Annotated in this window: 19 protein-coding genes; 9 read left to right on the top strand and 10 right to left on the bottom strand. The window is 62.9% G+C overall.

The genetic code is table 11. From position 1 onward, the window contains the following. Positions 1-126: 126 nt before the first annotated feature. Together E5X88_RS07550 and E5X88_RS07555 are read right to left on the bottom strand one after the other, a co-directional pair. Complete coding sequence (locus E5X88_RS07550) at positions 127-2400, bottom strand: molybdopterin cofactor-binding domain-containing protein (protein WP_292159836.1); 2274 nt, start codon at positions 2398-2400, stop codon at positions 127-129. 2 nt (positions 2401-2402) lie between these two features. Next, the gene (locus E5X88_RS07555; RefSeq protein WP_292159838.1) at positions 2403-2864 is read right to left on the bottom strand and encodes a (2Fe-2S)-binding protein; all 462 of its coding nucleotides are present in this window, start codon (positions 2862-2864) and stop codon (positions 2403-2405) included. 123 nt (positions 2865-2987) lie between these two features. Here E5X88_RS07555 and E5X88_RS07560 point away from each other — a divergent pair, with 123 nt between their 5' ends. Next, complete coding sequence (locus E5X88_RS07560; RefSeq protein ID WP_292159840.1) at positions 2988-3584, top strand: TetR/AcrR family transcriptional regulator; 597 nt, start codon at positions 2988-2990, stop codon at positions 3582-3584. Position 3585: 1 nt separating this feature from the next. Here the strand turns inward: E5X88_RS07560 and E5X88_RS07565 are convergent, their stop codons facing one another. The 3 genes from E5X88_RS07565 to E5X88_RS07580 all read right to left on the bottom strand — a co-directional run bounded on the left by E5X88_RS07565 (position 3586) and on the right by E5X88_RS07580 (position 6512). Further along, the gene (locus E5X88_RS07565) at positions 3586-4716 is read right to left on the bottom strand and encodes a patatin-like phospholipase family protein (protein ID WP_292159842.1); all 1131 of its coding nucleotides are present in this window, start codon (positions 4714-4716) and stop codon (positions 3586-3588) included. 46 nt (positions 4717-4762) lie between these two features. Beyond that, complete coding sequence (locus E5X88_RS07570; protein WP_292159844.1) at positions 4763-5545, bottom strand: 3-hydroxybutyrate dehydrogenase; 783 nt, start codon at positions 5543-5545, stop codon at positions 4763-4765. A 310-nt stretch (positions 5546-5855) separates the two neighbouring features. Then, complete coding sequence (locus E5X88_RS07580; protein ID WP_292159846.1) at positions 5856-6512, bottom strand: TetR/AcrR family transcriptional regulator; 657 nt, start codon at positions 6510-6512, stop codon at positions 5856-5858. Positions 6513-6612: 100 nt separating this feature from the next. Here E5X88_RS07580 and E5X88_RS07585 point away from each other — a divergent pair, with 100 nt between their 5' ends. Then, positions 6613-7059, top strand: coding sequence for a hypothetical protein (locus E5X88_RS07585; protein ID WP_292159848.1), 447 nt, complete (start codon positions 6613-6615; stop codon positions 7057-7059). A 172-nt stretch (positions 7060-7231) separates the two neighbouring features. Here the strand turns inward: E5X88_RS07585 and phaR are convergent, their stop codons facing one another. Further along, on the bottom strand, positions 7232-7843 hold the full coding sequence (gene phaR, locus E5X88_RS07590; protein ID WP_292159850.1) for a polyhydroxyalkanoate synthesis repressor PhaR: 612 nt from the start codon (positions 7841-7843) through the stop codon (positions 7232-7234). Positions 7844-8144: 301 nt separating this feature from the next. On the opposite strand from phaR, the gene E5X88_RS07595 reads away from it, so the two are divergent. From E5X88_RS07595 to E5X88_RS07620, 6 genes are all read left to right on the top strand, one after another. Then, entirely contained in the window at positions 8145-9329 is a 1185-nt protein-coding gene (locus tag E5X88_RS07595) for an acetyl-CoA C-acetyltransferase (protein ID WP_292159852.1), read from the top strand. A gap of 112 nt (positions 9330-9441) precedes the next feature. Continuing rightward, the gene (gene phbB, locus E5X88_RS07600) at positions 9442-10167 is read left to right on the top strand and encodes an acetoacetyl-CoA reductase (RefSeq protein ID WP_292159854.1); all 726 of its coding nucleotides are present in this window, start codon (positions 9442-9444) and stop codon (positions 10165-10167) included. 721 nt (positions 10168-10888) lie between these two features. Further along, positions 10889-14248 (top strand): helicase-related protein, encoded by a 3360-nt coding sequence (locus tag E5X88_RS07605; RefSeq protein WP_292159856.1) that lies wholly within the window; start codon positions 10889-10891, stop codon positions 14246-14248. 14 nt (positions 14249-14262) lie between these two features. Beyond that, positions 14263-14649 carry an RNA-binding S4 domain-containing protein gene (locus tag E5X88_RS07610; RefSeq protein ID WP_292159859.1) on the top strand — a complete coding sequence of 129 codons (387 nt, stop codon included), beginning with the start codon at positions 14263-14265 and terminating at the stop codon, positions 14647-14649. A gap of 149 nt (positions 14650-14798) precedes the next feature. Beyond that, a complete protein-coding gene (gene fdxA / locus E5X88_RS07615) occupies positions 14799-15137 on the top strand; it encodes a ferredoxin FdxA (protein ID WP_095487362.1) in 339 nt (112 codons plus the stop codon). A gap of 370 nt (positions 15138-15507) precedes the next feature. Beyond that, a complete protein-coding gene (locus E5X88_RS07620) occupies positions 15508-16089 on the top strand; it encodes a CarD family transcriptional regulator (protein WP_111544498.1) in 582 nt (193 codons plus the stop codon). Between the two features lie 108 nt (positions 16090-16197). On the opposite strand, the gene E5X88_RS07625 is transcribed toward E5X88_RS07620, so the two are convergent. From E5X88_RS07625 to E5X88_RS07635, 3 genes are all read right to left on the bottom strand, one after another. Further along, positions 16198-16971 carry an amino acid ABC transporter ATP-binding protein gene (locus E5X88_RS07625; RefSeq protein ID WP_292159868.1) on the bottom strand — a complete coding sequence of 258 codons (774 nt, stop codon included), beginning with the start codon at positions 16969-16971 and terminating at the stop codon, positions 16198-16200. Next, complete coding sequence (locus E5X88_RS07630) at positions 16968-17648, bottom strand: ABC transporter permease subunit (RefSeq protein ID WP_292159871.1); 681 nt, start codon at positions 17646-17648, stop codon at positions 16968-16970. Before E5X88_RS07630 ends, E5X88_RS07625 begins: the two co-directional genes overlap by 4 nt. Before the next feature lie 177 nt (positions 17649-17825). Beyond that, entirely contained in the window at positions 17826-18599 is a 774-nt protein-coding gene (locus tag E5X88_RS07635) for an amino acid ABC transporter substrate-binding protein (RefSeq protein WP_292159874.1), read from the bottom strand. Positions 18600-18933: 334 nt separating this feature from the next. Here E5X88_RS07635 and E5X88_RS07640 point away from each other — a divergent pair, with 334 nt between their 5' ends. Further along, entirely contained in the window at positions 18934-19797 is an 864-nt protein-coding gene (locus E5X88_RS07640) for an RNA polymerase factor sigma-32 (protein ID WP_292159876.1), read from the top strand. A gap of 167 nt (positions 19798-19964) precedes the next feature. Here the strand turns inward: E5X88_RS07640 and E5X88_RS07645 are convergent, their stop codons facing one another. Further along, complete coding sequence (locus E5X88_RS07645; protein ID WP_292160088.1) at positions 19965-21371, bottom strand: M48 family metalloprotease; 1407 nt, start codon at positions 21369-21371, stop codon at positions 19965-19967. Between the last annotated feature and the right edge of the window lie 89 nt (positions 21372-21460).

The following is a 21460-nucleotide window of genomic DNA, read 5'->3' on the forward strand; positions in this document are numbered from 1 at the left end:
TCCGTTTCGGCCAGACCCGTGGCCGTATCGGCCACGGCAGCCGGCGTTGTCTGCCCTTCTTGTGCGGTTGCGAAACGCATGGCCGCAAACAGCATGGCAGCAGGCGTCAGCATGGTGGGAAATAGTTCATGCGAAGGCCACCTCTTTCGACAAGGGCAGCGTGCGGATGCGCTTGCCGGTGAGTGCGAAGATGGCGTTGGCAAGAGCGGGTGCCGCCGGCGGCGTGCCGACCTCGCCGACGCCGCCCATCTTGTGAAAATTCTCCAGTATCGCGACTTCGAACGCCGGACACTGGAAGATGCGCATGGCATCGTAGTCGTGGAAATTCGACTGTTCGACCATGCCGTCGGCGAAAGTAATCTCCTGGCCCATCGCCGCCGACAGGCCGTAAATGGCGGCGGAGATGAGCTGCGCCTCGATGATGCCGGGATCGAGCGCGGTGCCGACATCGGCGGCGATCCACACCTTCTCGATAAGGAGTCCGGCTGGCGTGTCGGCGACCTGGACGACCTCGCCGACCCAACTGCCGAAGGATAGCGTGAACGCCATGCCCTTGGCCTTGCCGGCGGGCAGCGCTTCGCCCCATTTCGCCATTTCGGCGACCTTTTCGACCACCTTCACCGCTGCGGGATAGGCGGCCATCAGTTTCTTGCGCAATTCGACCGGGTCGGTTTTCCCGGCGACGGCGATCTCGTCCAGAAATCCTTCATGGAAGAAACCGTTGATCGAACTGCCGACCGACCGCCAGGAGCCGACGGGGATGGAGACGGGTGCGGCGGCGCCGGTCACCCGGTAGTTCGGGATCGTGTAGGGCTGGTTGTGGGCTCCGTCGACGATGGACTTGTCGGGGCCGAGCGGCGATATCGAGGGAAACAGCCGGCGCAAGGTGCTGGCTATCATCGATGGCGAGGCGATTGCCATGTCGATGGCGACAGGCATGCCGTCGTCGCCAAGCCGCGCCTGGAATTTGCCGACGGAAGCCGGCCGGTAGGCGTCATGGCGCATGTCCTCCTCGCGCGTCCAAACCACCTTGATCGGCCGGCCGGCCGTCTCTTGCGCCATCAGCGCGGCACAGAGCGCATAGTCCACCTCGACACGCCGGCCGAAGCCGCCACCCATGAAGGTGGTGTGGACGCTGACCTTGTCCTGCTCGATGCCGACGGCATTGGCGCAAAGCTGCCGCACCAAGGTCGGCGCCTGATTGCCGCACCAGATGTCAAGGATGCCGTCCTTCAGCCGCGCCGTGGCGTTCATTGGCTCCATCGTCGCATGTGCCAAATAAGGCACTGCATAGTCGGCCTCGACGATCCTTTCGCGCGGCGCGTCGGCGAAGGCGGTGTCGACGTCGCCATCGTCGCGCATTTCCGACCCCTTGGTGCCAAGCGCCTGCTTCAGCACGTCGGAAATGGCGGCGCTGTCCAGCGGATATTCGGGATCGGCCCATTCGGCGTCGATCGCCTCCGCCGCCTTGAACGCCGCCCAGGTGTTTTCGGCGACGATGCCGAAGCCGTGGCCGTAATTCGTTTCGATCGGCACGATCCTGATCACGCCAGGCATTTTCTCGGCCTTGGAGAGGTCCGCCTTGACCGGCTTGGCCCAGAAGCGCGGGCTCATCTTGACCGTGCCGTACAGCATGTCGGGCAGCGTCACGTCGATGCCGAAGATCGGCGCTCCGGTGACTTTGGCCAGCATGTCGATACGCTTCTGCGGCTTGCCGAGCAGTTTCCAGTCGGCTTTGTCCTTGAGCCTGATATCCGCGGGCGGCGCCATCGCCGCAGCGGCAGCGGCGACCGCGCCATAGGTCACCGACTTGCCCGACGCCTTGTGCAGGACCCTGCCGTCGGCCGTTTCCAGCTCGGCGGCAGCTATACCGAGCCTTTGCGCTGCCGCGGCAACCAGCATTTGTCGCGCGGCGGCGCCTGCTTGCCGCATCTCGTCGAAACCGTCGCGCGTCGAGGTCGAGCCGCCGGTGGCCTGGAAGGCGAGGAGCTTTCCGACCACGCCCATGCCGGCGCGCATCGCTTGGGCGGTCATGCTCTCGTCGAAGAAGGCGAATGGACCGCCCTCTTCCAGGATCGTCGCATTGTAATAGGCGTAGGAAGCCGGGCCGTGCTCGACCTTGATCCGGTCGAGGCCGACATCGAGTTCTTCGGCAACCATGGCAGCAAGCGTCGTCGAGATGCCTTGTCCCATCTCGGCACGTGGCGCGACGATGGTGATGGTGTTGTCGGCGCCGATCTTCACATAGGGATTGAAGGTCGCTTCACCAGCGGCGAGATCGCCTTCCAGCGGATTCGGATAGGGTTTGCGGTAGTAGTAATAGCCAACGGCGACGCCGCCCGCGATGGCAGCCGCGCCGATGAGAAACGTGCGGCGGGCGATCTTTCCGACGCTGGCCATGGTCATATACCCGCTGTCTTGAGGACGGCCGCTCGTTTGATCGCCGCGCGTATCTTTGGATAGGTGCCACAGCGGCAGAGATTGCCACCCATGGCGTTGTCGATGTCGGCATCGGTCGGGTCGGCAACCTCGTCGAGCAGCGCCACCGCACTCATGATCTGGCCGGCCTGGCAGTAGCCGCATTGCGCGACCTGCTCCTCCAGCCATGCCTGCTGCACCGGATGCAATTTGCCGTCGCTGCCGATGCTTTCGATCGTGGTGACGACGCCGGTGACCTGGCCGACCGGCAGCGAGCAGGAACGGACGGGCTGGCCGTCGACATGCACCGTGCAGGCGCCACAGGCGGCGATGCCGCAGCCGAACTTCGGCCCGGTCTTGCCCATGAGATCGCGCAGCGCCCACAACAGTGGCATTTCGGGATCGGCATCGATGTCGAATGACTGCCCATCGACGGTGAGGCGCATGGGGATACCCTTCGTTGTCGTCCACAGCCCGAGGCGAATGCCCGGTTGGCCATTTCGCCTTCATACATCTTGACAAATTTCGTTATTTTGTCAACAGAGCTTTTTGCAGGATAAAGTTGCGCAATGATCGAGATCGAGGACATCGCCACCGACCCCAAGCGCGTCCGCATTCTGGACGGCGCGATGAAGGTGTTTCTGGCCTACGGCTACGCCCGCACCACCATGGACGATATTGCGCGTGCCGCCGACATGTCGCGGCCGGCGCTCTATCTCCAGTTCAAGAACAAGACCGACATCTACCGCGCCATCGCGCTGATGCTGCTTTCCCGCTCGCTCGAGCAGGCGAAAACGGCGCTCGCCGGCGAAGGGCCTTTTGCCGAGCGCATGATGCGGGCCATCGACGAGGCGCTGATCTCGATGATGCGTGCCGTCCACGCCTCGCCGCACGGCGCCGAACTCCTCGACATGAAATCGAGCCTCGCCGACCTGGTCGGCTGCTGGCGCGGCCGCCTTGTCGAGCATATCGCCAAGGCTGTTCAGAGCGAGGCCGGCCGCAATGGCGTCGATCTGGCGGCCAAGGGCTTGTCGGCGCGACTGCTTGCCGACATGCTGCTCGACGGGCTGGAAGGCATGAAGACGCGCATCAGCGACCCGGACGAGCAGCGGCAGGCGGCAGCCGCGCTGATCAAAGTGATCAACCTAGCGCTGAAGGCTGGGTGAGTTAGATCTGACGGCGCGCGGCCTCGGGCTTCTTGCGCGCAGCAAGGAATTCCTTGACCCGCCGGCCCGGCGCCGGACCGTGCACCGGCTTGAACCCATCGTCGAGCTCGCCGGAGAGATCGAGCGTCGGCCGTTTGCCGACGGCGTCGTAATTCTCCTCCAGCCAGTCGCTGGCGGCGGTACGGCCAAGGTCGCGCAGATAGGTCAGGAACGCCCATTCGGCATTGACCTTGGACGATGCCGACAGATCCTTGAACGCCTCGTCGGCATCGATGCGGTGCATGCGGATGTCGCGGTATTCGCCATGCGGCAGCCGGCCGGCGGCGATCAGTTCCTTGACGAAGGCGATCGAGCGGAATTCCCGCAGCAGCCCGGCATTGAAGGTGATCTCATCGATGCGGTTCTGGATTTCGTTGGCGCTCTTCGGCGTCCCCTCGCGGACCACCGGATTGATCTGCACCAAAAGTACGTCCTCGGTGGCGGTCGACTTGAAGAACGGGAACAGCGCAGGATTGCCGCCATAGCCACCGTCCCAGTAGGGCACGCCCTTGATCTCGACGGCGCGGAACAGCTGTGGCAGGCAAGCCGACGCCATCACCGTGTCGAGGTCGATCTCGCCATCGGAAAAGACACGCAATTGCCCGGTCTCGACATTGGTCGCGGAGATGAACAGCTCCATCGACTTGCAGGCGCGCACATTGCCGAAATCGATCTCCTTTTCGATCACATCGCGTAGCGGGTTGAGGCCGAGCGGGTTGGCGACATAGGGCGAGAACACCCGCGACATGGTGTCGAAAAAGAGATAGCCGGGCGTGTTCTCGATCGACCAATTGCCCCAGGCCACGTCCCAGGGCATGCGCTGCACCGGACTGAACCGGCCCTTCAGCGCCACCGCGCGCCAGAAATCGTCGAGCTTCCGCCGCGCGCCCTCGACCCCGCCGCGGACGAAGCCGTCGGCCAGCGCCACCGCGTTCATGGCGCCGGCACTGGTGCCCGAAACCGCAGCGATGTCGAGCCGTCCGTCCTCAAGCAGCCGGTCGAGCACGCCCCAGGAAAAGGCGCCATGCGAGCCGCCGCCCTGCAGCGCGACATTGATCTTCTTTGGCTCCTCCGCCTTGCCGTTTGTCGTCATGGCGTTGTCCTTGATTTGTCGGCCAGATCTGTTTCGCGCGCCAAATTCACTGGGCGATCCAGCCGCCATCGACCGAGATGTGCGTGCCGTTGATCTGCGCTGCCGCGTCCGAGCACAGGAACACCGCAGCAGCGGCAATTTGCTCGACCGTGACGAATTCCTTGGTCGGCTGCTTGTCGAGCATGACTTCGCGGATGACCGTCTCGCGATCCATCTTGTTGGCCTTCATCTGGTCGGGGATTTGCGCCTCGACCAGCGGCGTCAGCACATAGCCGGGGCAGATGGCGTTGCAGGTGATCTTGTCGCGCGCGAGTTCGAGGGCGACCGTCTTGGTCAGCCCCATGATGCCGTGTTTGGCCGAAACATAGGCGGACTTGAACGGCGAGGCGACCAGCCCGTGGGCCGAGGCGATGTTGACGATCCTGCCGCCGCCGGCTTCTCTCATCAGCGGGACGGCGGCGGCAATGGTGTGGAAGGCCGACGACAGGTTGATGGCGATGATCGCATCCCACTTTTCGATCGGAAATTCTTCCACCGGCGCGACATGCTGGATGCCGGCATTGTTGACCAGTATGTCGACCGAGCCGAATGCATCGGCTGCCTTCGCGACCAAAGCCCGGCATTCGGCCGGTTTCGACATGTCGGCCTTGATGTAAGCGGTCTTCACCTTGTGATGTTTGGCGATCGCATCGGCAATGGCCCTGTCGTCGGCCGTGTCGGAAAATGAATTGACGACGATGTTGCAGCCTTCTGCCGCAAGCGCATGGGCGATGGCCAGACCGATGCCCGAGGTGGATCCGGTGACGATGGCGGTTTTTCTGCTGGGCAAGGCGAAATCCTTCAGTGCGGTGCTAACGGGAATATATTGCAGTGCAGCATATATGTCTCCTGCGGCGCAAGAACAGCGGCACGGATCGGCGATGACGTGAAATTTTTGGCCGCTTGCCTGTTTGCCGGTCTCGCCACGCTTTCGGCACCGCGCCACGGCAACGCCCCGGGAAGCAGTCATGTTGCTCGCGCAGGAGCCGGAAAGGTTAGGACTAGACGCGGCCGTCGGGCGCTGGCTTGGTCATGACAGGCCGCTGCCCGAATGGTCATGCGCTTTACCCCGAGGGCGATCCGCGAGCGAAAGCGCTGTATCAGCGTGGCGACGAAGAAACGGTCATCTGGCTCATGAAAAGACGCAGAACCCTCTGCGCAGCAAGGGATGGCGGCTCGGACGGATGCCACTCCGGGAAATGACCATCAATCGCCATGCGTGCCAACCCATAGACAAGCGCACGCGCGGCAAGCACCAGATGATCGAAGTCGGTGTCCGGAGCAAGCCGACCTTGTTGCCGCGCTTGGGTCAGCAGATCGATCATCTTCCGGCGAATCGCTTCATTCTGATCACGAAGACTATCCGACGCATCGAAATCGATCAGCGTTCGGGAACTGATGATCTGGAAATGCGTGGGATTGCCGATGGCCCATTCCAGATAGCCTTGTCCGATTGCTTCGAAGGCCACGATGGGATCTGTGCTGTCGACTTTTGACTGAGCATTGGCGACGGCCTCAGTCAGCCGATTCATGGCCTGTTCGGCGACTGCGGTCAGCAGTGCTGTTTTCGACCGAAAATGCCGGAATGGCGCGCCAGGCGAAACGCCGGCGCGCTTTGCGGCCTCGCGCACAGACACATGCTCTGCTCCGCGTTCCTCGATGATCTCCACGGTTGCAGCGATCAAGGCCTCGACCAGATTGCCGTGATGATAGCGCTTGGGGCTGGCGGCTTCGCTGGAATCCGTGGTGTCGATCATGCCTGCCCAATAGCACGAGGTCTAAATGTAATCACTGATTATTTTCTTGCGTCCGAGCGATTCGTATGTAATCAGTGATTACACATCAACGGAGATTACCATGCTTCGCATCATCGCAACGACTGCCCTCGCTTTCTCCCTATTGTCGCTCGGGTCTGCACGGGCCGAAGATCGGCCCACCCTGGAAATCGCCTGGCCGGCGGACGGTTCGCTCATCGAACTCGGCAACGATCCCGAGAAGGCGATAGGCGTCGTCGTCAGGAGCAACTTCACGCTGCTCTCTGCGGGTGAGTGCGGCGACAACAGCCAATGCGGCCACGTGCATATGAAGATCGATCCCGACGCAGACACCTGCAACATCCCCGGCAAGCCGTACAACAGCATGAACAGTGACTTTGGCGGCGACCTGATAAAGGCTCGTTTCGGCCATTGTCCGGTTGTCGTCGGCACGCACGTGATCGGCATCCTCCTTGCCGATGATCATCACAAGCCCATCTTGGTGGACGGCAAACCTGTTACCGCTCTGGTGACGGTGACGACGAAATAGGTCGATAAGACTGTTGCGCCGACAAGGGGTATGCAGCCGGGATCGAGTCACGACAGGCTTATTTATTTCCCGCAGCAGCCATCAACGATCACATTCAAGCTGATGCGCGCCAGTATGTGATGCGGCAACGCAGACGCTGAGAGTTTCCGGCCGGCCTTCGTCCAGCAGGTGATCACGACATGGTGTCGAGCTTGCGCTGCATGGCGGCGATCTGTTCCTTCAACTCCTGAAGGTCGTCGGGTTTTTCCGGTGTCTCTTTCCTGGCCGGCTCTGCCGGCGCTGCGGAAGCGCCGTTCGAGCCTGCGGGTGGGAAGGGCGTGAACAGGCGCATGGCATTCTGGAACATCTCCATGTTGCGGCGCGTCTGCTCTTCCAGCGCCTTGATCGGCGTGGCGATCTTCATCATGTCCAGCGGCGACTTGCCCAAGGCGCCCTTCATCTGCTCGCGGAAGCGTTCCTGTTCTTTCGAGAAGGCGATCATCGACTGTTCGAGGAAGCTCGGCACGATCATCTGCATCTGGTCGCCGTAAAAGGCAATCAACTGGCGCAGGAACGGGATCGGCAGCATGTTCTGCCCATCCTTGTTCTCAAGTTCGAAAATGATCTGGGTCAGCACCGGATGCGTGATGTCGTCACCGGTCTTGGCATCCTGGACGGTGAAGTCCTCGCCTTTCTTGACCATTTCGGCAAGATCCTCGAGCGTCACATAGGTGCTGGTGCCGGTGTTGTAGAGGCGGCGATTGGCATACTTCTTGATAATAATCGGTTCGTCTTTCGCGGCCATCAGTATCCTCCCGGGACACCGGCGCACTTGAGTAAGCAGCCGGTAACGATTGCGCCTTTTCAAGGATATGCGCAAAAGCGTCACAATTCCAAGTGGTTTGTGCAGTGCGGGATCAATTAATGCTGCGGAGCGGTCTGAATATGCTGCGCAGCAACGACCAGGCTGTCTCCGTGATGATGATGAACCTGCTTGCCGCGCCTGGCCCGCATGCCTATTTCTGGTTTGACTTGGGTCATGGAAAGGGCAAGAAAAGTCGCTAGCCATAGCCCAAATTCGACCCCTTAGAAGTCTGGAGAAGAATATGTCCGCTTCCAATGCCATTGTCGTCGCCAGTGCGGCGCGCACGCCTGTCGGTTCCTTCAACGGTGCCTTCGCCAACACACCGGCCCACGAATTGGGTGCGGTCGCCGTCAAGGAAGCGCTCGCTCGCGCCGGCGTTGACGGCAAGGAGGTGGACGAGGTGATCCTCGGCCAGGTGCTGACCGCGGCTCAGGGCCAGAACCCCGCCCGCCAGGCATCCATCAATGCCGGCCTGCCAAAGGAAACCACCGCTTGGGGCCTCAATCAGGTTTGCGGCTCAGGTCTGCGCGCCATCGCGCTTGGCATGCAACAGATCGCCACCGGCGATGCCAAGGTGATCGTCGCCGGCGGACAGGAATCGATGTCGCTGGCCCCGCATGCCCAGCACCTGCGTGCCGGCGTCAAGATGGGCGACTACAAGATGATCGACACCATGATCAAGGACGGGCTGTGGGATGCCTTCAATGGCTATCACATGGGCAACACAGCCGAAAACGTCGCTCGCCAGTTCCAGATCACCCGCGAGGACCAGGACCGGTTCGCATTGGCCTCCCAGAACAAGGCCGAGGCCGCGCAGAAGGCCGGCAAGTTCAAGGACGAGATCGTAGCCTTCACCGTCAAGGGCAAGAAGGGCGACACCATTGTCGACCAGGACGAGTACATCCGCCACGGCGCCACGATCGACGCCATGACCAAGCTAAGACCGGCCTTCGACAAGGACGGCACGGTGACCGCCGCCAACGCCTCCGGCATCAATGATGGCGCCGCGGTAGCGGTGCTGATGACCGAAGCCGAGGCCTCAAGGCGCGGCATCACGCCGCTGGCGCGCATCGTGTCCTGGGCGACCGCGGGCGTCGATCCGCAGATCATGGGCACCGGGCCTATTCCCGCCTCGCGCAAGGCGCTGGCCAAGGCTGGCTGGTCGGTCGGCGATCTCGACCTGATCGAGGCCAACGAGGCCTTCGCCGCCCAGGCCTGTGCCGTCAACAAGGACATGGGCTGGGACCCGTCCATCGTCAATGTCAATGGCGGCGCCATCGCCATCGGCCATCCGATCGGCGCATCCGGTGCGCGCATCTTCAACACGCTGGTCTACGAACTGCGCCGCAGAAGTGCCAGGAAAGGCCTCGCCACGCTGTGCATCGGCGGCGGCATGGGCGTCGCCATGTGCGTGGAAGCGCTGTGAAGATAGGGAAGACAGGATGAGCAAGCCATGAAATAGTCGGTGGCGAACGGGGCTCAACCGCCATTAGAGCGTCCCCCGCCCGCCGCCCATGAAAACTAAAGGGGAGGATGATATGACGAAGGTAGCACTGGTCACCGGTGGATCGCGCGGTATTGGCGCCGCGATTTCGATCGGCCTGAAAAACGCTGGCTACAAGGTCGCCGCGAATTACGCCGGCAATGACGAAGCCGCGCAGAAATTCAAGGCAGAGACCGGCATCCCGGTCTACAAATGGTCGGTCGCCGACTACGATGCCTGCGCCGCCGGCATCAGACAGATCGAGACCGACCTCGGCCCGGTCTCCGTGCTGGTCAACAATGCCGGCATCACCCGCGACGCCATGTTCCACAAGATGACGCGCGAGCAGTGGAAAGAGGTTATCGACACCAACCTGTCGGGCGTCTTCAACATGACGCATCCGCTGTGGGGCGGCATGCGCGACCGCAAATTCGGCCGCGTCATCATCATCTCCTCGATCAACGGCCAGAAGGGGCAGGCCGGCCAGGTCAACTATTCGGCTTCGAAGGCCGGCGACATCGGCTTCACCAAGGCGCTCGCCCAGGAAGGAGCGCGGGCCGGCATCACCGTCAACGTCATCTGCCCCGGCTACATCGCCACCGAAATGGTCAGGGCGATGGACGAGAAGGTGCTCAACGAGCGCGTCATTCCGCAAATTCCGGTCGGCCGTCTCGGCGAACCGGAAGAGATCGCACGCTGTGTCTTGTTTCTCGCTTCCGACGATGCCGGTTTCATCACCGGATCGACCATCACCGCCAATGGCGGCCAGTATATTACCTGAAGCCTGGACAGGAACACCGAAACAGACAAAGCCACGAAAGAAACGGGCCGGAAAATCGGTCCGTTTCCATCGGCGGCTCCCTCGCCGCGGGTCTCGATGCAAGACCCTGCCCCAATCCGGCACGCAAAGGTTAACGGCCGCCGCGCAGCCTGTGCAAAACCCTGTTCCCCGCCTGTGGATTCTCGGTGGAAAACCTGTTCACAACACAACATATTGGGGTGAACAAACCGGGAAACATCCGCCAGCGCTGATTCGTCGCCGTTTCGTTCCGGCTTTGACCAGAAGGTTAACGATAATGGCTGAAAAGATCAGTCAAACCGTTAAGGCGCGTTAGGAAAGATCAATAATTTCATAATGTTGTACTACGCTCGCCGGGCTGCGCCGATCGTTCACCGGCAAAGCTTAACGGCGGCGCTCGCCCTGCATGAATCAGGCCAGTTCGGCGATTCAGCATGTGGTGAGACTCGCCGGCAAAAAAACCAGATGTAGCCGTGAACAAAACCTGAATCTGCGCGAGTCAGTGATTCGTAGCCGATTCGTTCCAGACTCGTTCCAACTGTTAATCAGAGCCTGTTGACAGCGCCGAGCGGGGGCCTTCGACCTGCCGGCGAAACATTCCGCTTTCGCTTCGAGCGCTAAATCCCTATGTGTCGCCTGTCACACGCGCCTCCACGGGGCGCGCTCCCGACAATGCGGGGCAGAGAGCCTTATTTCCAGGTCGATGAACATCCAGCCGAAACACACTGAGCCGCTGATCCTGTCGGGCCGAGACGTGACTGCCGTGCTCGGTCCGACCAACACCGGTAAGACCCATCTCGCCATCGAGCGCATGGTGGCGCACGAGAGCGGCATTATCGGCCTGCCGCTCAGGCTGCTCGCCCGCGAGGTTTATTCACGCGTCTGCGAGAAGGTCGGCGCTCACAAGGTGGCGCTCGTTACCGGCGAGGAGAAGATCCAGCCCGATGGCGCCAGATATTCGGTCTGCACGGTGGAAGCCATGCCGCGCGAGACCAACGCCGCCTTCGTCGCCATCGACGAGGTCCAACTGGCCGGCGATCTCGAGCGCGGCCACATCTTCACCGACCGCATCCTGCATCTGCGCGGCCGCCAGGAGACACTGCTGCTCGGCGCCGCCACCATGCACGGCATTCTCCAGCGTCTGCTGAAGGGCGTGTCGGTGGTGACGCGGCCGCGGCTGTCGCATCTGGCCTATGCCGGCTCAAAGAAGCTGACCCGCCTGCCGCGACGCACGGCGATCGTCGCCTTTTCCGCCGACGAGGTCTATGCCATCGCCGAACTGATCCGCCGCCAGCAAGGCGGTGCGGCCGTGGTGCTCGGCGCACTATCGCCCCGCACGCGCAACGCACAGGTGGCGCTGTTCCAATCGGGTGATGTCGACTACCTGGTCGCCACCGATGCGATCGGCATGGGCCTGAACCTCGACCTCGACCATGTCGCCTTCGCCCAGAACCGTAAATTCGACGGTTACCAGTATCGCAACCTGACGGCGGCCGAGCTCGGCCAGATCGCCGGCCGCGCCGGCCGGCACTTGCGCGACGGCACCTTCGGTGTCACCGGCCAGGTCGATCCGCTGGACGAAGATCTGGTCAAGAAGATCGAAGGGCATGAGTTCGACCCGGTCAAGGTGCTGCAATGGCGCACCGCGCATTTCGATTTCGCCAGCCTCGATGCGCTGAAGCGCTCCATCGAGACCAACGCGCCAGTCGAAGGCCTGACCCGTGCGCTGCCGGCGGTCGATGCGCAGGCGCTCGAGCATTTGTCCCGCGACGAGGAGATCCGGGCGCTTGCCACCGACGCCAGGCGCGTGGCGCTGTTGTGGGAGGCCTGCGCCCTGCCCGACTACAGGAAGATCGCGCCGGCCCAGCATGCCGACCTGATCGCCTCGATCTATATGGACCTTGCCAGGCATGGCCATGTCGACGAGAATTACATGGCCGAGCAGGTGCGCCGTGCCGACACGACAGACGGCGACATCGACACGCTGTCGCACCGGATCGCTCAGATCCGCACCTGGACTTTCGTTTCCAACCGGCCCGGCTGGCTGGCCGATCAGGCACACTGGCAGGAAAAGACGCGCGAAATCGAAGACAGATTGTCGGATGCGCTGCATGAGCGGTTGACGAAACGCTTCGTAGACCGCAGGACTTCCGTCCTCATGCGGCGCCTTAGAGAAAATACCATGCCTGAAGCCGAAATCAGCCCAACCGGAACCGTCCTCGTCGAAGGCCACCATGTCGGCGAGTTGCAGGGGTTCCGCTTCACCGCCGACCAGAGCGCCGGCGGCGAGGACGCCAAGGCAGTGCGCACGGCAGCCCAGAAGGCGCTTGCAGCCGAATTCGAGGCGCGGGCCGAACGCTTCGGCGCCTCGGCCAACGGCGACATTGCGCTCGGCTCCGACGGCACGCTGCGCTGGATCGGCGCGCCGATCGGCACGCTGGTCGCAGGCGACGAGGCGTTGAAGCCACGCCTTGTGCTGTTGGCTGACGAGCAGCTCACTGGTCCCGCCCGCGACAAGGTGGCGGCGCGCGCCGAGCGCTTTGTCAATTTTCAGATCGAGTCCTTGCTGAAGCCGCTGGTCGACCTCAAGAACGCCGAGCAGATCACCGGCATCGGCCGCGGCATCGCTTTCCAGCTCGTCGAGCATTTCGGCCTCATCAACCGCCGTGACATCGCCGATGAGATGAAGTCGCTGGACCAGGAAGGCCGCGCTGCCCTTCGCCGGCTCGGCGTGCGCTTTGGCGCCTACCACATCTTCGTGCCCGCGTTGATCAAGCCGGCGCCGGCCGGACTGGTGACGCTGTTGTGGGCGCTGAAGAACGACGGCAAGGACAAGCCGGGATTCGGCGACGTGGTTCACGCGCTGGCCTCCGGCCGCACCTCGGTGGTCGTCGATCCCACTTTCGACAAGACCTTCTACAAACTGGCCGGCTACCGCAATCTTGGGCGTCGCGCGGTGCGCGTCGACATCCTTGAACGACTGGCCGATCTGATCCGGCCCGCGACCAACTGGAAGCCAGGTCTCGGCCAGCGCCCCGATGGCGCCTATGACGGTCAGTCCTTCATGGTGACGCCGCCGATGATGTCGATCCTCGGCGCCACAGCCGACGACATGGAAGAGATTTTGAAAGGCCTCGGCTACCGGGCCGAGCCGAAGCCGGCGATCGAGGTGAAGGCGCGGCTCGAGGCACAGGACAATGCCGCGCGTGAAGCTGCCGTGGCCAAGCAGGCAGCGGAAGAGCAAGCCGAGCAGGCCAAGGCAGCGGAAGCCGCGATTGCGGACGCAGCCGCCGAGGCGCCGGCCGAGAGTTCGGGGGCGGATGCGGCCGCCGTGGCAGAAGCCACAGCCGAAGCCCCCGCGGAAACCGCCACCGAAGGTGCAGCGGAGCCTGTCGCGGAAGCCCAGCCGGAGACTCCCGCTCAGGTCACGGAAGACGAGCCGCCTGTAGCCGAAGCCGCAGCTGAAATGCCTGCGGTATCAGCGGCGGAGCCAGCGGCAGAACCCCAAGTCGCGGAGGTTGAAACGGCAGAGCCGGCTTCAGAAGCCTCGCCTGCAACAGAGGCGGTCTCAGCCGAACCTGCCGCGGTGGCGGACGCCGCCATCGGTGAGGCCGCTCCAGAGTCCGAGGAACCAAAACCCATCCTGTTGTGGCGGCAGGGCCGCTTCGACCAGCGCCCGCGCCACCGCCACCATGACAATCGGCCCCGTGACAATAATCGCGACAATCGCCCGCGCCACGGGCAAGCCCCGCGCGATGGTGAAGCACCGGCGGATGCCGGGCAACCGGCCGCCGCTCCAGGCAGCCGGCCGGCCCGCGAAGGACGCGGCGCGGGCAAGCCGCGCTTCGACCGCAGCAAATTCAAGCCCAAGCCCCAGGGCGAAACGGGGGAGCGGCGCGACAAGCGGCCCGACTGGAAGGGCGGCCGGCAGGACGGCAAGGGCGGTGCGCAGAGCGGGAAGCCCGCCTTCCAGCCGAAGCCGCGCGAGGAGCGCCCGGCGCGCTTCGACCCGGATTCGCCCTTCGCCAAGCTCGCCGCGTTGCGCGACCAGTTGAAGAAGTAAGTCCGCTCGCTCCGATGGTCGCCGAAGGCCGCCAGCGCATCGACAAATGGCTGTTCTTTTCGCGTGCGGTGAAATCGCGCTCGCTGGCAGCGAAGCTGGTGGTGGCCGGACGCGTCCGCATCAATCGCGACAAAGCAGCGCAGGCCTCCGATATGATCCGGGTCGGCGACGTCCTGACCATTACTCTCGAGCGGCGCATCTTCGTCTGGAAGGTGCTCGGCACGGGAACCCGGAGGGGGCCCGCCGAGGAAGCGCGCATGCTCTACGAGGATATATCGCCGCCGCCCGTGCCAAAGGGCGAGGCCATTCCCGACGCGATTCCCGCGCTGCGCGATGCCGGCAGCGGCCGCCCGACCAAGAAGGAACGCCGGCAGACCGACCGGCTGTTTGGCGAGGACTGACGCATAACCGGCTTTCGCTGCAGCCCTCCTCTGGAATTCCATTCCGGAAACACCGGTATCGCGCGCAATGGCTGCCCTTGCAAGCAGCGGGCAAAGACGTTACCTCACCAAAAAAGCACAACAAAAACGGGACGTCCCGGAGCCGACTGATGACCTATGTCGTGACCGACAATTGCATAAAATGCAAATACATGGACTGCATCGAGGTCTGTCCGGTCGACTGTTTCTACGAAGGCGAGAACATGCTCGTCATTCATCCCGACGAATGCATCGACTGCGGCGTCTGCGAACCGGAATGCCCAGCCGACGCGATCAAGCCGGACACCGAGCCGGGCCTCGACAAATGGCTGCAGATCAACACCGAATACGCTGACAAATGGCCCAACATCACCGCCAAGAAGGAGCCTCCTGCCGACGCCAAATCCTTCGATGGCGAGGCCGGCAAGTTCGAGAAATACTTCTCGGCTGAACCAGGCGAAGGCGACTGACTGCAATGCCGATTCAGCCGGCCTAACGCTGCGTAACAAGCATGACACATTAACTGCCTTGACAGGCAGCGATGGTGCATGACCTTCGCGCATGCAGCAAAACCTTGATTCTTCCGACTTTTTGTGCTACATCAACCAAACATGCCGGTGACACAACGTCGATTTATGGCGCAAACGCCCCAAATCACTGAAAGGTGAATTTCTCATCCGGACCAGAGTGATCTGGGGCAGGCGGTCGCTGTTATGCGGTTTGCCGGTCCTGATTTTTCCGGATGGATTCGTCTGTTGTGCGGCTAACGGTCGGTAGCCCGACCGCATGAGTTCAGCCGGCGCCGCCATGCCGGCGCAACAACAAGGAGTTCAGGGCGTAATGGCAACTATCACCCCGCAGAAGAAGTCCAGCGCAGCGCGTCACGGTTTCAAGACCGGCGAGTACATCGTCTATCCGGCGCATGGCGTTGGTCAGATCGTCTCGATCGACGAGCAGGAGGTTGCGGGCCACAAGCTGGAACTGTTCGTCATCGACTTCCAGAAGGACAAGATGCGCCTGAAGGTCCCGGTCGCCAAGGCGACCTCCATCGGCATGCGCAAGCTGTCGGAAGAGGATTATGTGGAGCGCGCGCTGAAGGTCGTGCAGGGCCGCGCCCGCGTCAAGCGTACCATGTGGTCGCGCCGCGCCCAGGAATATGATGCGAAGATCAATTCCGGTGACCTGATCTCGATCTCGGAAGTTGTGCGCGACCTCTACCGCGCCGACAACCAGCCGGAGCAGTCCTATTCCGAGCGCCAGCTTTACGAGGCGGCACTCGACCGCATGGCCCGCGAGATCGCGGCCGTCAACCGCATGTCGGAAACCGAAGCGGTGCGCCTCATCGAGGTGAACCTCAACAAGGGTCCGAAGCGCGGCGCCAAGGCCGACAATGAAGAAGCCGAGCAGGAAGAGGCTGCCTGAGCGCTTCTCGCCTCCCAATTTGGAAAAACCCGGCCTCGCGCCGGGTTTTTTTGTTTTTGGGCCGATTCGTCTGATGAAGTGCATGACGGGGCAGAACAGGCGAATATCTTACCCTTCGCCGCCGCCCTCCTTCTGCGCCTCTTGCTTCAGCGTCGCGATGAACCGCCTGGTCCGCTGACGCTCCGGATTGCTGAACAGAACCGCCGCCGGGCCTTTCTCGACGATGCTGCCGGCGTCGAGGAACACCACTTCCTGTGCGATCTTGGAGGCGAGGCGCAGGTCATGCGTCGCCATCACCATGGTGGTGCCCTCGCTGGCGAGCTGGCCTAGCACGTCGACCACCTCCTGCGCCAGTTCCGGGTCGAGCGCCGAGGTCGGCTCGTCGCACAACAGCACTTTCGGCGACGGCGCCAGCGCCCGGGCGATCGCCACGCGTTGCTGCTGGCCGCCTGACAGCGTCGCCGGCCAGGCATCGGCCTTATGCGCCATGCCGACCTTTTCGAGCAGAGCAAGCGCCCGCTCGCGCGCCCGCCCGGCTGGCCATTTCAGCACCGTCACCAACCCCTCCATGACATTCTCGATCGCGGTGCGATGCGGAAACAGCTGAAAATTCTGGAACACCATGCCGGTCTGCAGCCGCAGGCGCTGGATGGCCTTGGCGGAAACCTTGCCGCCGGGGTGGAATTCGAGCGCGTCGTCGCCGATGCGCACTGTACCCGAAGTTGGAATCTCGAGCAGGTTGATGCAGCGCAGGAGCGTGCTTTTCCCGCCGCCCGAAGGACCGACAAGGGCGGTGACGCTGCCCTCCTCGATGGTGACCGTCACGCCCTTCAGCACAAGATTGTCGCCGAAGCGCTTCTCGATGCCGGTGAGTCCGATCATGAGCGTGCCTCCAGGAAGCCGCCATAGCGGTTGAGCCGCGTTTCGAGCCGCGTCTGCAACGCCGACAGCACGGAGCTCAGCGCCAGGTAGAGAGCAGCGGCCTCGATATAGAGGATCAACGGCTCATAGGTGGTGGCGACAATGCGCTGCGCCGCCTGGAACATTTCCGGCACGGTGATGGCGGCGGCCAGCGACGTGTCCTTGACCAGCGAGATGAAGGTATTGGACAGCGGCGGCACCGCGACGCGGCCGGCCTGCGGCAGTATGGTGCGCCGCATCGCCTGGCTCCAGGTCATGCCGATCGAATAGGCCGCCTCCCACTGCCCCTTCGTCACCGAGCCGATGACGGCGCGGATGATTTCCGATGTATAGGCGCCGATGTTGAGCGTGAAGCCGATCAACGCGGCTGAAAAAGCGTCGAGCAGGATGCCCACCGAGGGCAGCCCGTAGAAGATCAGGAAGAGCTGCACCAGAAGCGGCGTGCCACGGAAGATCCAGACGTAGAAGCGGACCACGGCGACCAGCGGCTTCGGGCCGAACAGCCGGACAAGCGCGGCGACCAGTCCCACGAAGAGGCCGAATGCGAACGACAGCAGCGTCAGCGGCACGGTGAAGATCAGCGCCGCCCATAACAGCGTGGGCAACGAGTCCAGCATCAATTGCAGCCAGTGCGGCACGAAACCCCCTCCTTGCGAGATTACCGCCCAACCGGCCCGGCGGCATTGAGGCGCGACCATAGGATCGTCATATCACGCGAAAAGCGGCGGCCGTCAAAGGCGGCTCGCCGCTATGTCTCTGCCATGCGGATATGCTTGCCATGCGGGCCGGCAACCGGCCCGGCCCGTGAAATGCGCCTACTTCGAAACGTCCTGGCCGAAATAGGTGTCGGCGATCTTCTTGTAGGTGCCGTCGGCCTTGATGTCGGCCAGCGCCTGGTTGATGGCGGCGACCAGTTCTGGATCGCCCTTGCGCACGATGACGCCGGAATAGTCGGCGTTTTCTTCCTGCGCGGCGATCTTCACATTGGCGTCGGGCTTGTGCTTCTTGAAGTCGAGGAAGGACAGGCTGTCGTTGATGGTGGCGTCGGCGCGGCCGGTAAGCAGCAGCTGGATCGACTGGTCGAAACCATCGGTGCCGACGAGTTCGGCGCCGTTCGTTTCGGCGAGCTTGCCAAAATTCGAGGTCAGCGACTGCGCTGCCTTCTTGCCCTCGAGGTCGGCAAAGCTCTTGATGTCGGTATTGTCGCCGCGCACGATCAGCACCGCCTTGGAAGCGATGTAGGGATCGGAGAAATCATATTTGGCCTTGCGCGCCTCGGTGATGCCGACCTGGTTGATAACGGCGTCATAGCGCTTGGCGTCGAGGCCGGCGATCAGCCCATCCCATTTGCCTTCGAGGAATTCGGCCTTGACGCCGAGGCGCTGGGCGATCGCCTGGGCGATCTCGACATCGAAGCCGACCAAGGCGCCCGAGGCGTCATGATAGGTGAAGGGGGCATAGGTGCCTTCCGTGCCGATCTTGAAGGCGCCGGCCTGCTTGATCTGATCGAGATTGGCGCCGGCATGGCCGGATGTGACGGCCAGAACCTGCAGTGTTCCAGCGACGATAAGCGATTTGAGCCATTTCATTTTTCTGTGATCCCGTCCTTGGCCGGTGTACAGCGCATTTGTAAGCGGCGGAAACTGACAGATGCAGGCTAGCAAAATAAGAAACCAGATTTCAAATATGAGACCTTTTTGAAATCCAATTCTCAAAGCCATATCAATTTACGCCGCCCGACCGCGTAGCGACCGCCGCGGCAAGCGTTCGGACGGTGCAATCCACGCGACATCGGCGGCGGAACCATTCGCCCGCGTGGCACGTTCTTGGCTGTTGTAGGGCGCGGCGTCGCCAATTCAACCACGATGCCAGCTCAGGGACGAGCGATCGCACCACCACAACGCCCGGAACAGGGAGCGCGGCATGATGGAAGATACGGCAGGGCGAACCATGATCCGTGCGGCGATGAAAGCCCCCTATCTCGAGCGCGACGAGGAGCATCTTCTCGCGCTGCGCTGGAAGAAAGACAACGACCAGCAGGCGCTGCACCAGATCGCCATGGCGCATATGCGGCTGGTCATTTCCATGGCCTCGAAGTTCCGCCACTATGGCCTGCCCTTGGGCGACCTGGTCCAGGAAGGCCATGTCGGCCTGCTTGAGGCGGCGGCCCGTTTCGAACCGGAGCGCGAGGTGCGGTTTTCGACCTATGCGACGTGGTGGATTCGCGCCTCGATGCAGGATTACATCCTGCGCAACTGGTCTATCGTCCGCGGCGGCACCAGCTCGGCGCAAAAGGCGCTGTTCTTCAATTTGCGGCGCCTGCGCGCCCGCTTGGCGAACGGCGCCGAGCCGATCTCGAATGCCTCGCTCTACCGCGAGGTGTCGGTGGCGCTCGGTGTTTCCGAGGCCGACGTGGCGATGATGGATTCCCGTCTTTCGGCTCCAGACAGCTCTCTCAACCAGCCGCTCGCCGACGATGCCGGCGCCACCGAGCGGATGGATTTCCTCATTTCAGACGATCCTTTGCCGGACGAAGTCGTGGGTGACACGATCGATGTCGAACGCCGTTCTCTCTGGCTGAAAGCGGCGCTCGGCGCGCTCAATGCCCGCGAGCTCAGGATCATCGAGGAGCGCCGGCTGAGCGACGAGGGCGCGACGCTCGAAGCGCTCGGCGAGGCGCTCGGCATCTCGAAGGAGCGTGTCCGCCAGATCGAGGCACGCGCCATGGAAAAGCTCAAGATAGCTCTGGTGAAGCAGAACCCCGAGTTTCTGGCGACAGCCGCCTAGGAGTGTTGAGATTCGGGTTAGGCCGAGCCGGACTCAAAGACGGGCGCGAAGCGACCAAACCAGGTGGTTTCCGAGAACCGGAGCGGAGCGTACTTTTGAGTACGAAAGCACCGGAAGCGCGGCAAATTGGCGTTTGCAGGCCCGCATCACCTGAGTATCGACATACCCTATCTGTCGGTGATGATCTTGACCTTGTCGCCGGCCGAAACGGCAGCACCAGGCGACAGCGCATTGAGCACCCGGAACAGGTCGAGCTTGCGGTCGACGCCGACCATCTGCGCGGCGAGCGAACCCATGGTCTGGCCGGGCTGCACCGTGACGACGCGGATATGCAGCGGCTTCAGTGCAGCTTTCTCGGCCGCGCTCAAGATGCGGAAGGAGCCGCTGACCGAGCGCGCCACCGCGTCCAGCGAGGTGCTGGCGGAAGGGGCCGCCGTCAACAGCCGGTAGACCTGGCCGCCGGCGCGGATCACCGCGATGTCGAACTGCCAACCCTCGGCGCTGGCATGCGCCGTCGCCGCCTCGCTGCCGTTGATCGTCTCCTGACGCACGCTGCTCTCATCGAGACCGGCCACCCAGCCGCTGCGGATATAGTCGGTCAGCGAGCGGCTCTTGTCGATCGAAACGCCGTCGAAGCGGATCGCCATATCGCCCGGCCCTGTCGCCGTCACCGCCGCGGCCGAGTTGTCGATGATGAAACCGTCGGGCACCGAGAACGACACACCGAGGCCCGGGTGCAGGAAGGTTTCGCCGCGCACATAGCCTTCTTCCGGCGTGTCGCCGTAAAGCAGCCCGTCTATGCCGGCAAGAAAGGGGTCGCGGTCGCGCGTGCCGACGCCAGGCGCGCCGAACTGGCGGGCGTGGCGCTGCGCCAGTTCGATGCGCTGCGGCGTGTTGGGGTGCGTAGCCAGGAAGTCGAGGCTGGCGTCGGTGGCACCGCTGATCGAGCGGAAGTCGGTGTAGGCCGACATTGACTGCAGGAAGCGGCCGGCGGCAAAAGGATCGAAGCCCGCCTCGCCGATCGACTTGATGCCAATGCCATCGGCCTCCAGTTCCTGATTGCGCGAGAACTGGGCAAGCCGCAGCTTGCCGCGGATCAGTGCCGCCTTGGCGGTCGGGTTGTCGCCGAGCACGTCGGAGACGACCTTGGTCGCCAGTCCTTCCTCAGCCTCCAATTGCTGGCGCTGCAGGCCGTGGTTTGCCGTGACGTGGCCCATCTCATGCGCGATGACAGCGGCGAGCTCGGCCGAATCGTTGGCCAGCGCCAACAGGCCGCGCGTGATATAGAGATACCCCCCCGGCAATGCGAAAGCATTGACGTTGGGCGAATTGAGGATCGTGATGCGGTAGGTCTGGGTCGGATTGGCCGACACCACGGTCAGGCGGCCGACGACCTTGGCGACCATCCGCTCGAGCTTGGGGTCGGAATATTCGCCGCCATAGGTGGCGAGGATGCGCGGATGCTGCGCCTTCGCCATTTCGGCGAGCCTGCTGTTGGCGGCGACATTGTCGACCGTGATCGGCTTGCTGGAAGGCTGGAAGCCGGATTCCTGAACGTCCGGAGGCGTGAACATCTGGCAGCTTGCCAGCGCCACGGCAAAGCCAGCCAGCGCGAGGAAGCGCGCCAGCGGATTCCTTCTCACTCTGTCGGTGCCGGTCGGCA

The sequence above is a fragment of the Mesorhizobium sp. genome (assembly GCF_004962245.1).
Classification (GTDB): Bacteria; Pseudomonadota; Alphaproteobacteria; order Rhizobiales; family Rhizobiaceae; genus Mesorhizobium.

Bases quoted from the DNA above. Each gene is read 5' to 3' on its own strand.
- E5X88_RS07565 (WP_292159842.1), bottom strand. From the start codon at position 4,716: ATGACGACAAACGGCAAGGCGGAGGAGCCAAAGAAGATCAATGTCGCG.
- E5X88_RS07550 (WP_292159836.1), bottom strand. From the start codon at position 2,400: ATGGCCAGCGTCGGAAAGATCGCCCGCCGCACGTTTCTCATCGGCGCG.
- E5X88_RS07605 (WP_292159856.1), top strand. From the start codon at position 10,889: ATGAACATCCAGCCGAAACACACTGAGCCGCTGATCCTGTCGGGCCGA.
- phaR (WP_292159850.1), bottom strand. From the start codon at position 7,843: ATGGCCGCGAAAGACGAACCGATTATTATCAAGAAGTATGCCAATCGC.
- phbB (WP_292159854.1), top strand. From the start codon at position 9,442: ATGACGAAGGTAGCACTGGTCACCGGTGGATCGCGCGGTATTGGCGCC.
- E5X88_RS07555 (WP_292159838.1), bottom strand. From the start codon at position 2,864: ATGCGCCTCACCGTCGATGGGCAGTCATTCGACATCGATGCCGATCCC.
- E5X88_RS07560 (WP_292159840.1), top strand. From the start codon at position 2,988: ATGATCGAGATCGAGGACATCGCCACCGACCCCAAGCGCGTCCGCATT.
- E5X88_RS07595 (WP_292159852.1), top strand. From the start codon at position 8,145: ATGTCCGCTTCCAATGCCATTGTCGTCGCCAGTGCGGCGCGCACGCCT.
- E5X88_RS07610 (WP_292159859.1), top strand. From the start codon at position 14,263: ATGGTCGCCGAAGGCCGCCAGCGCATCGACAAATGGCTGTTCTTTTCG.
- fdxA (WP_095487362.1), top strand. From the start codon at position 14,799: ATGACCTATGTCGTGACCGACAATTGCATAAAATGCAAATACATGGAC.
- E5X88_RS07580 (WP_292159846.1), bottom strand. From the start codon at position 6,512: ATGATCGACACCACGGATTCCAGCGAAGCCGCCAGCCCCAAGCGCTAT.
- E5X88_RS07645 (WP_292160088.1), bottom strand. From the start codon at position 21,371: ATGTTCACGCCTCCGGACGTTCAGGAATCCGGCTTCCAGCCTTCCAGC.
- E5X88_RS07625 (WP_292159868.1), bottom strand. From the start codon at position 16,971: ATGATCGGACTCACCGGCATCGAGAAGCGCTTCGGCGACAATCTTGTG.
- E5X88_RS07585 (WP_292159848.1), top strand. From the start codon at position 6,613: ATGCTTCGCATCATCGCAACGACTGCCCTCGCTTTCTCCCTATTGTCG.
- E5X88_RS07640 (WP_292159876.1), top strand. From the start codon at position 18,934: ATGATGGAAGATACGGCAGGGCGAACCATGATCCGTGCGGCGATGAAA.
- E5X88_RS07620 (WP_111544498.1), top strand. From the start codon at position 15,508: ATGGCAACTATCACCCCGCAGAAGAAGTCCAGCGCAGCGCGTCACGGT.
- E5X88_RS07635 (WP_292159874.1), bottom strand. From the start codon at position 18,599: ATGAAATGGCTCAAATCGCTTATCGTCGCTGGAACACTGCAGGTTCTG.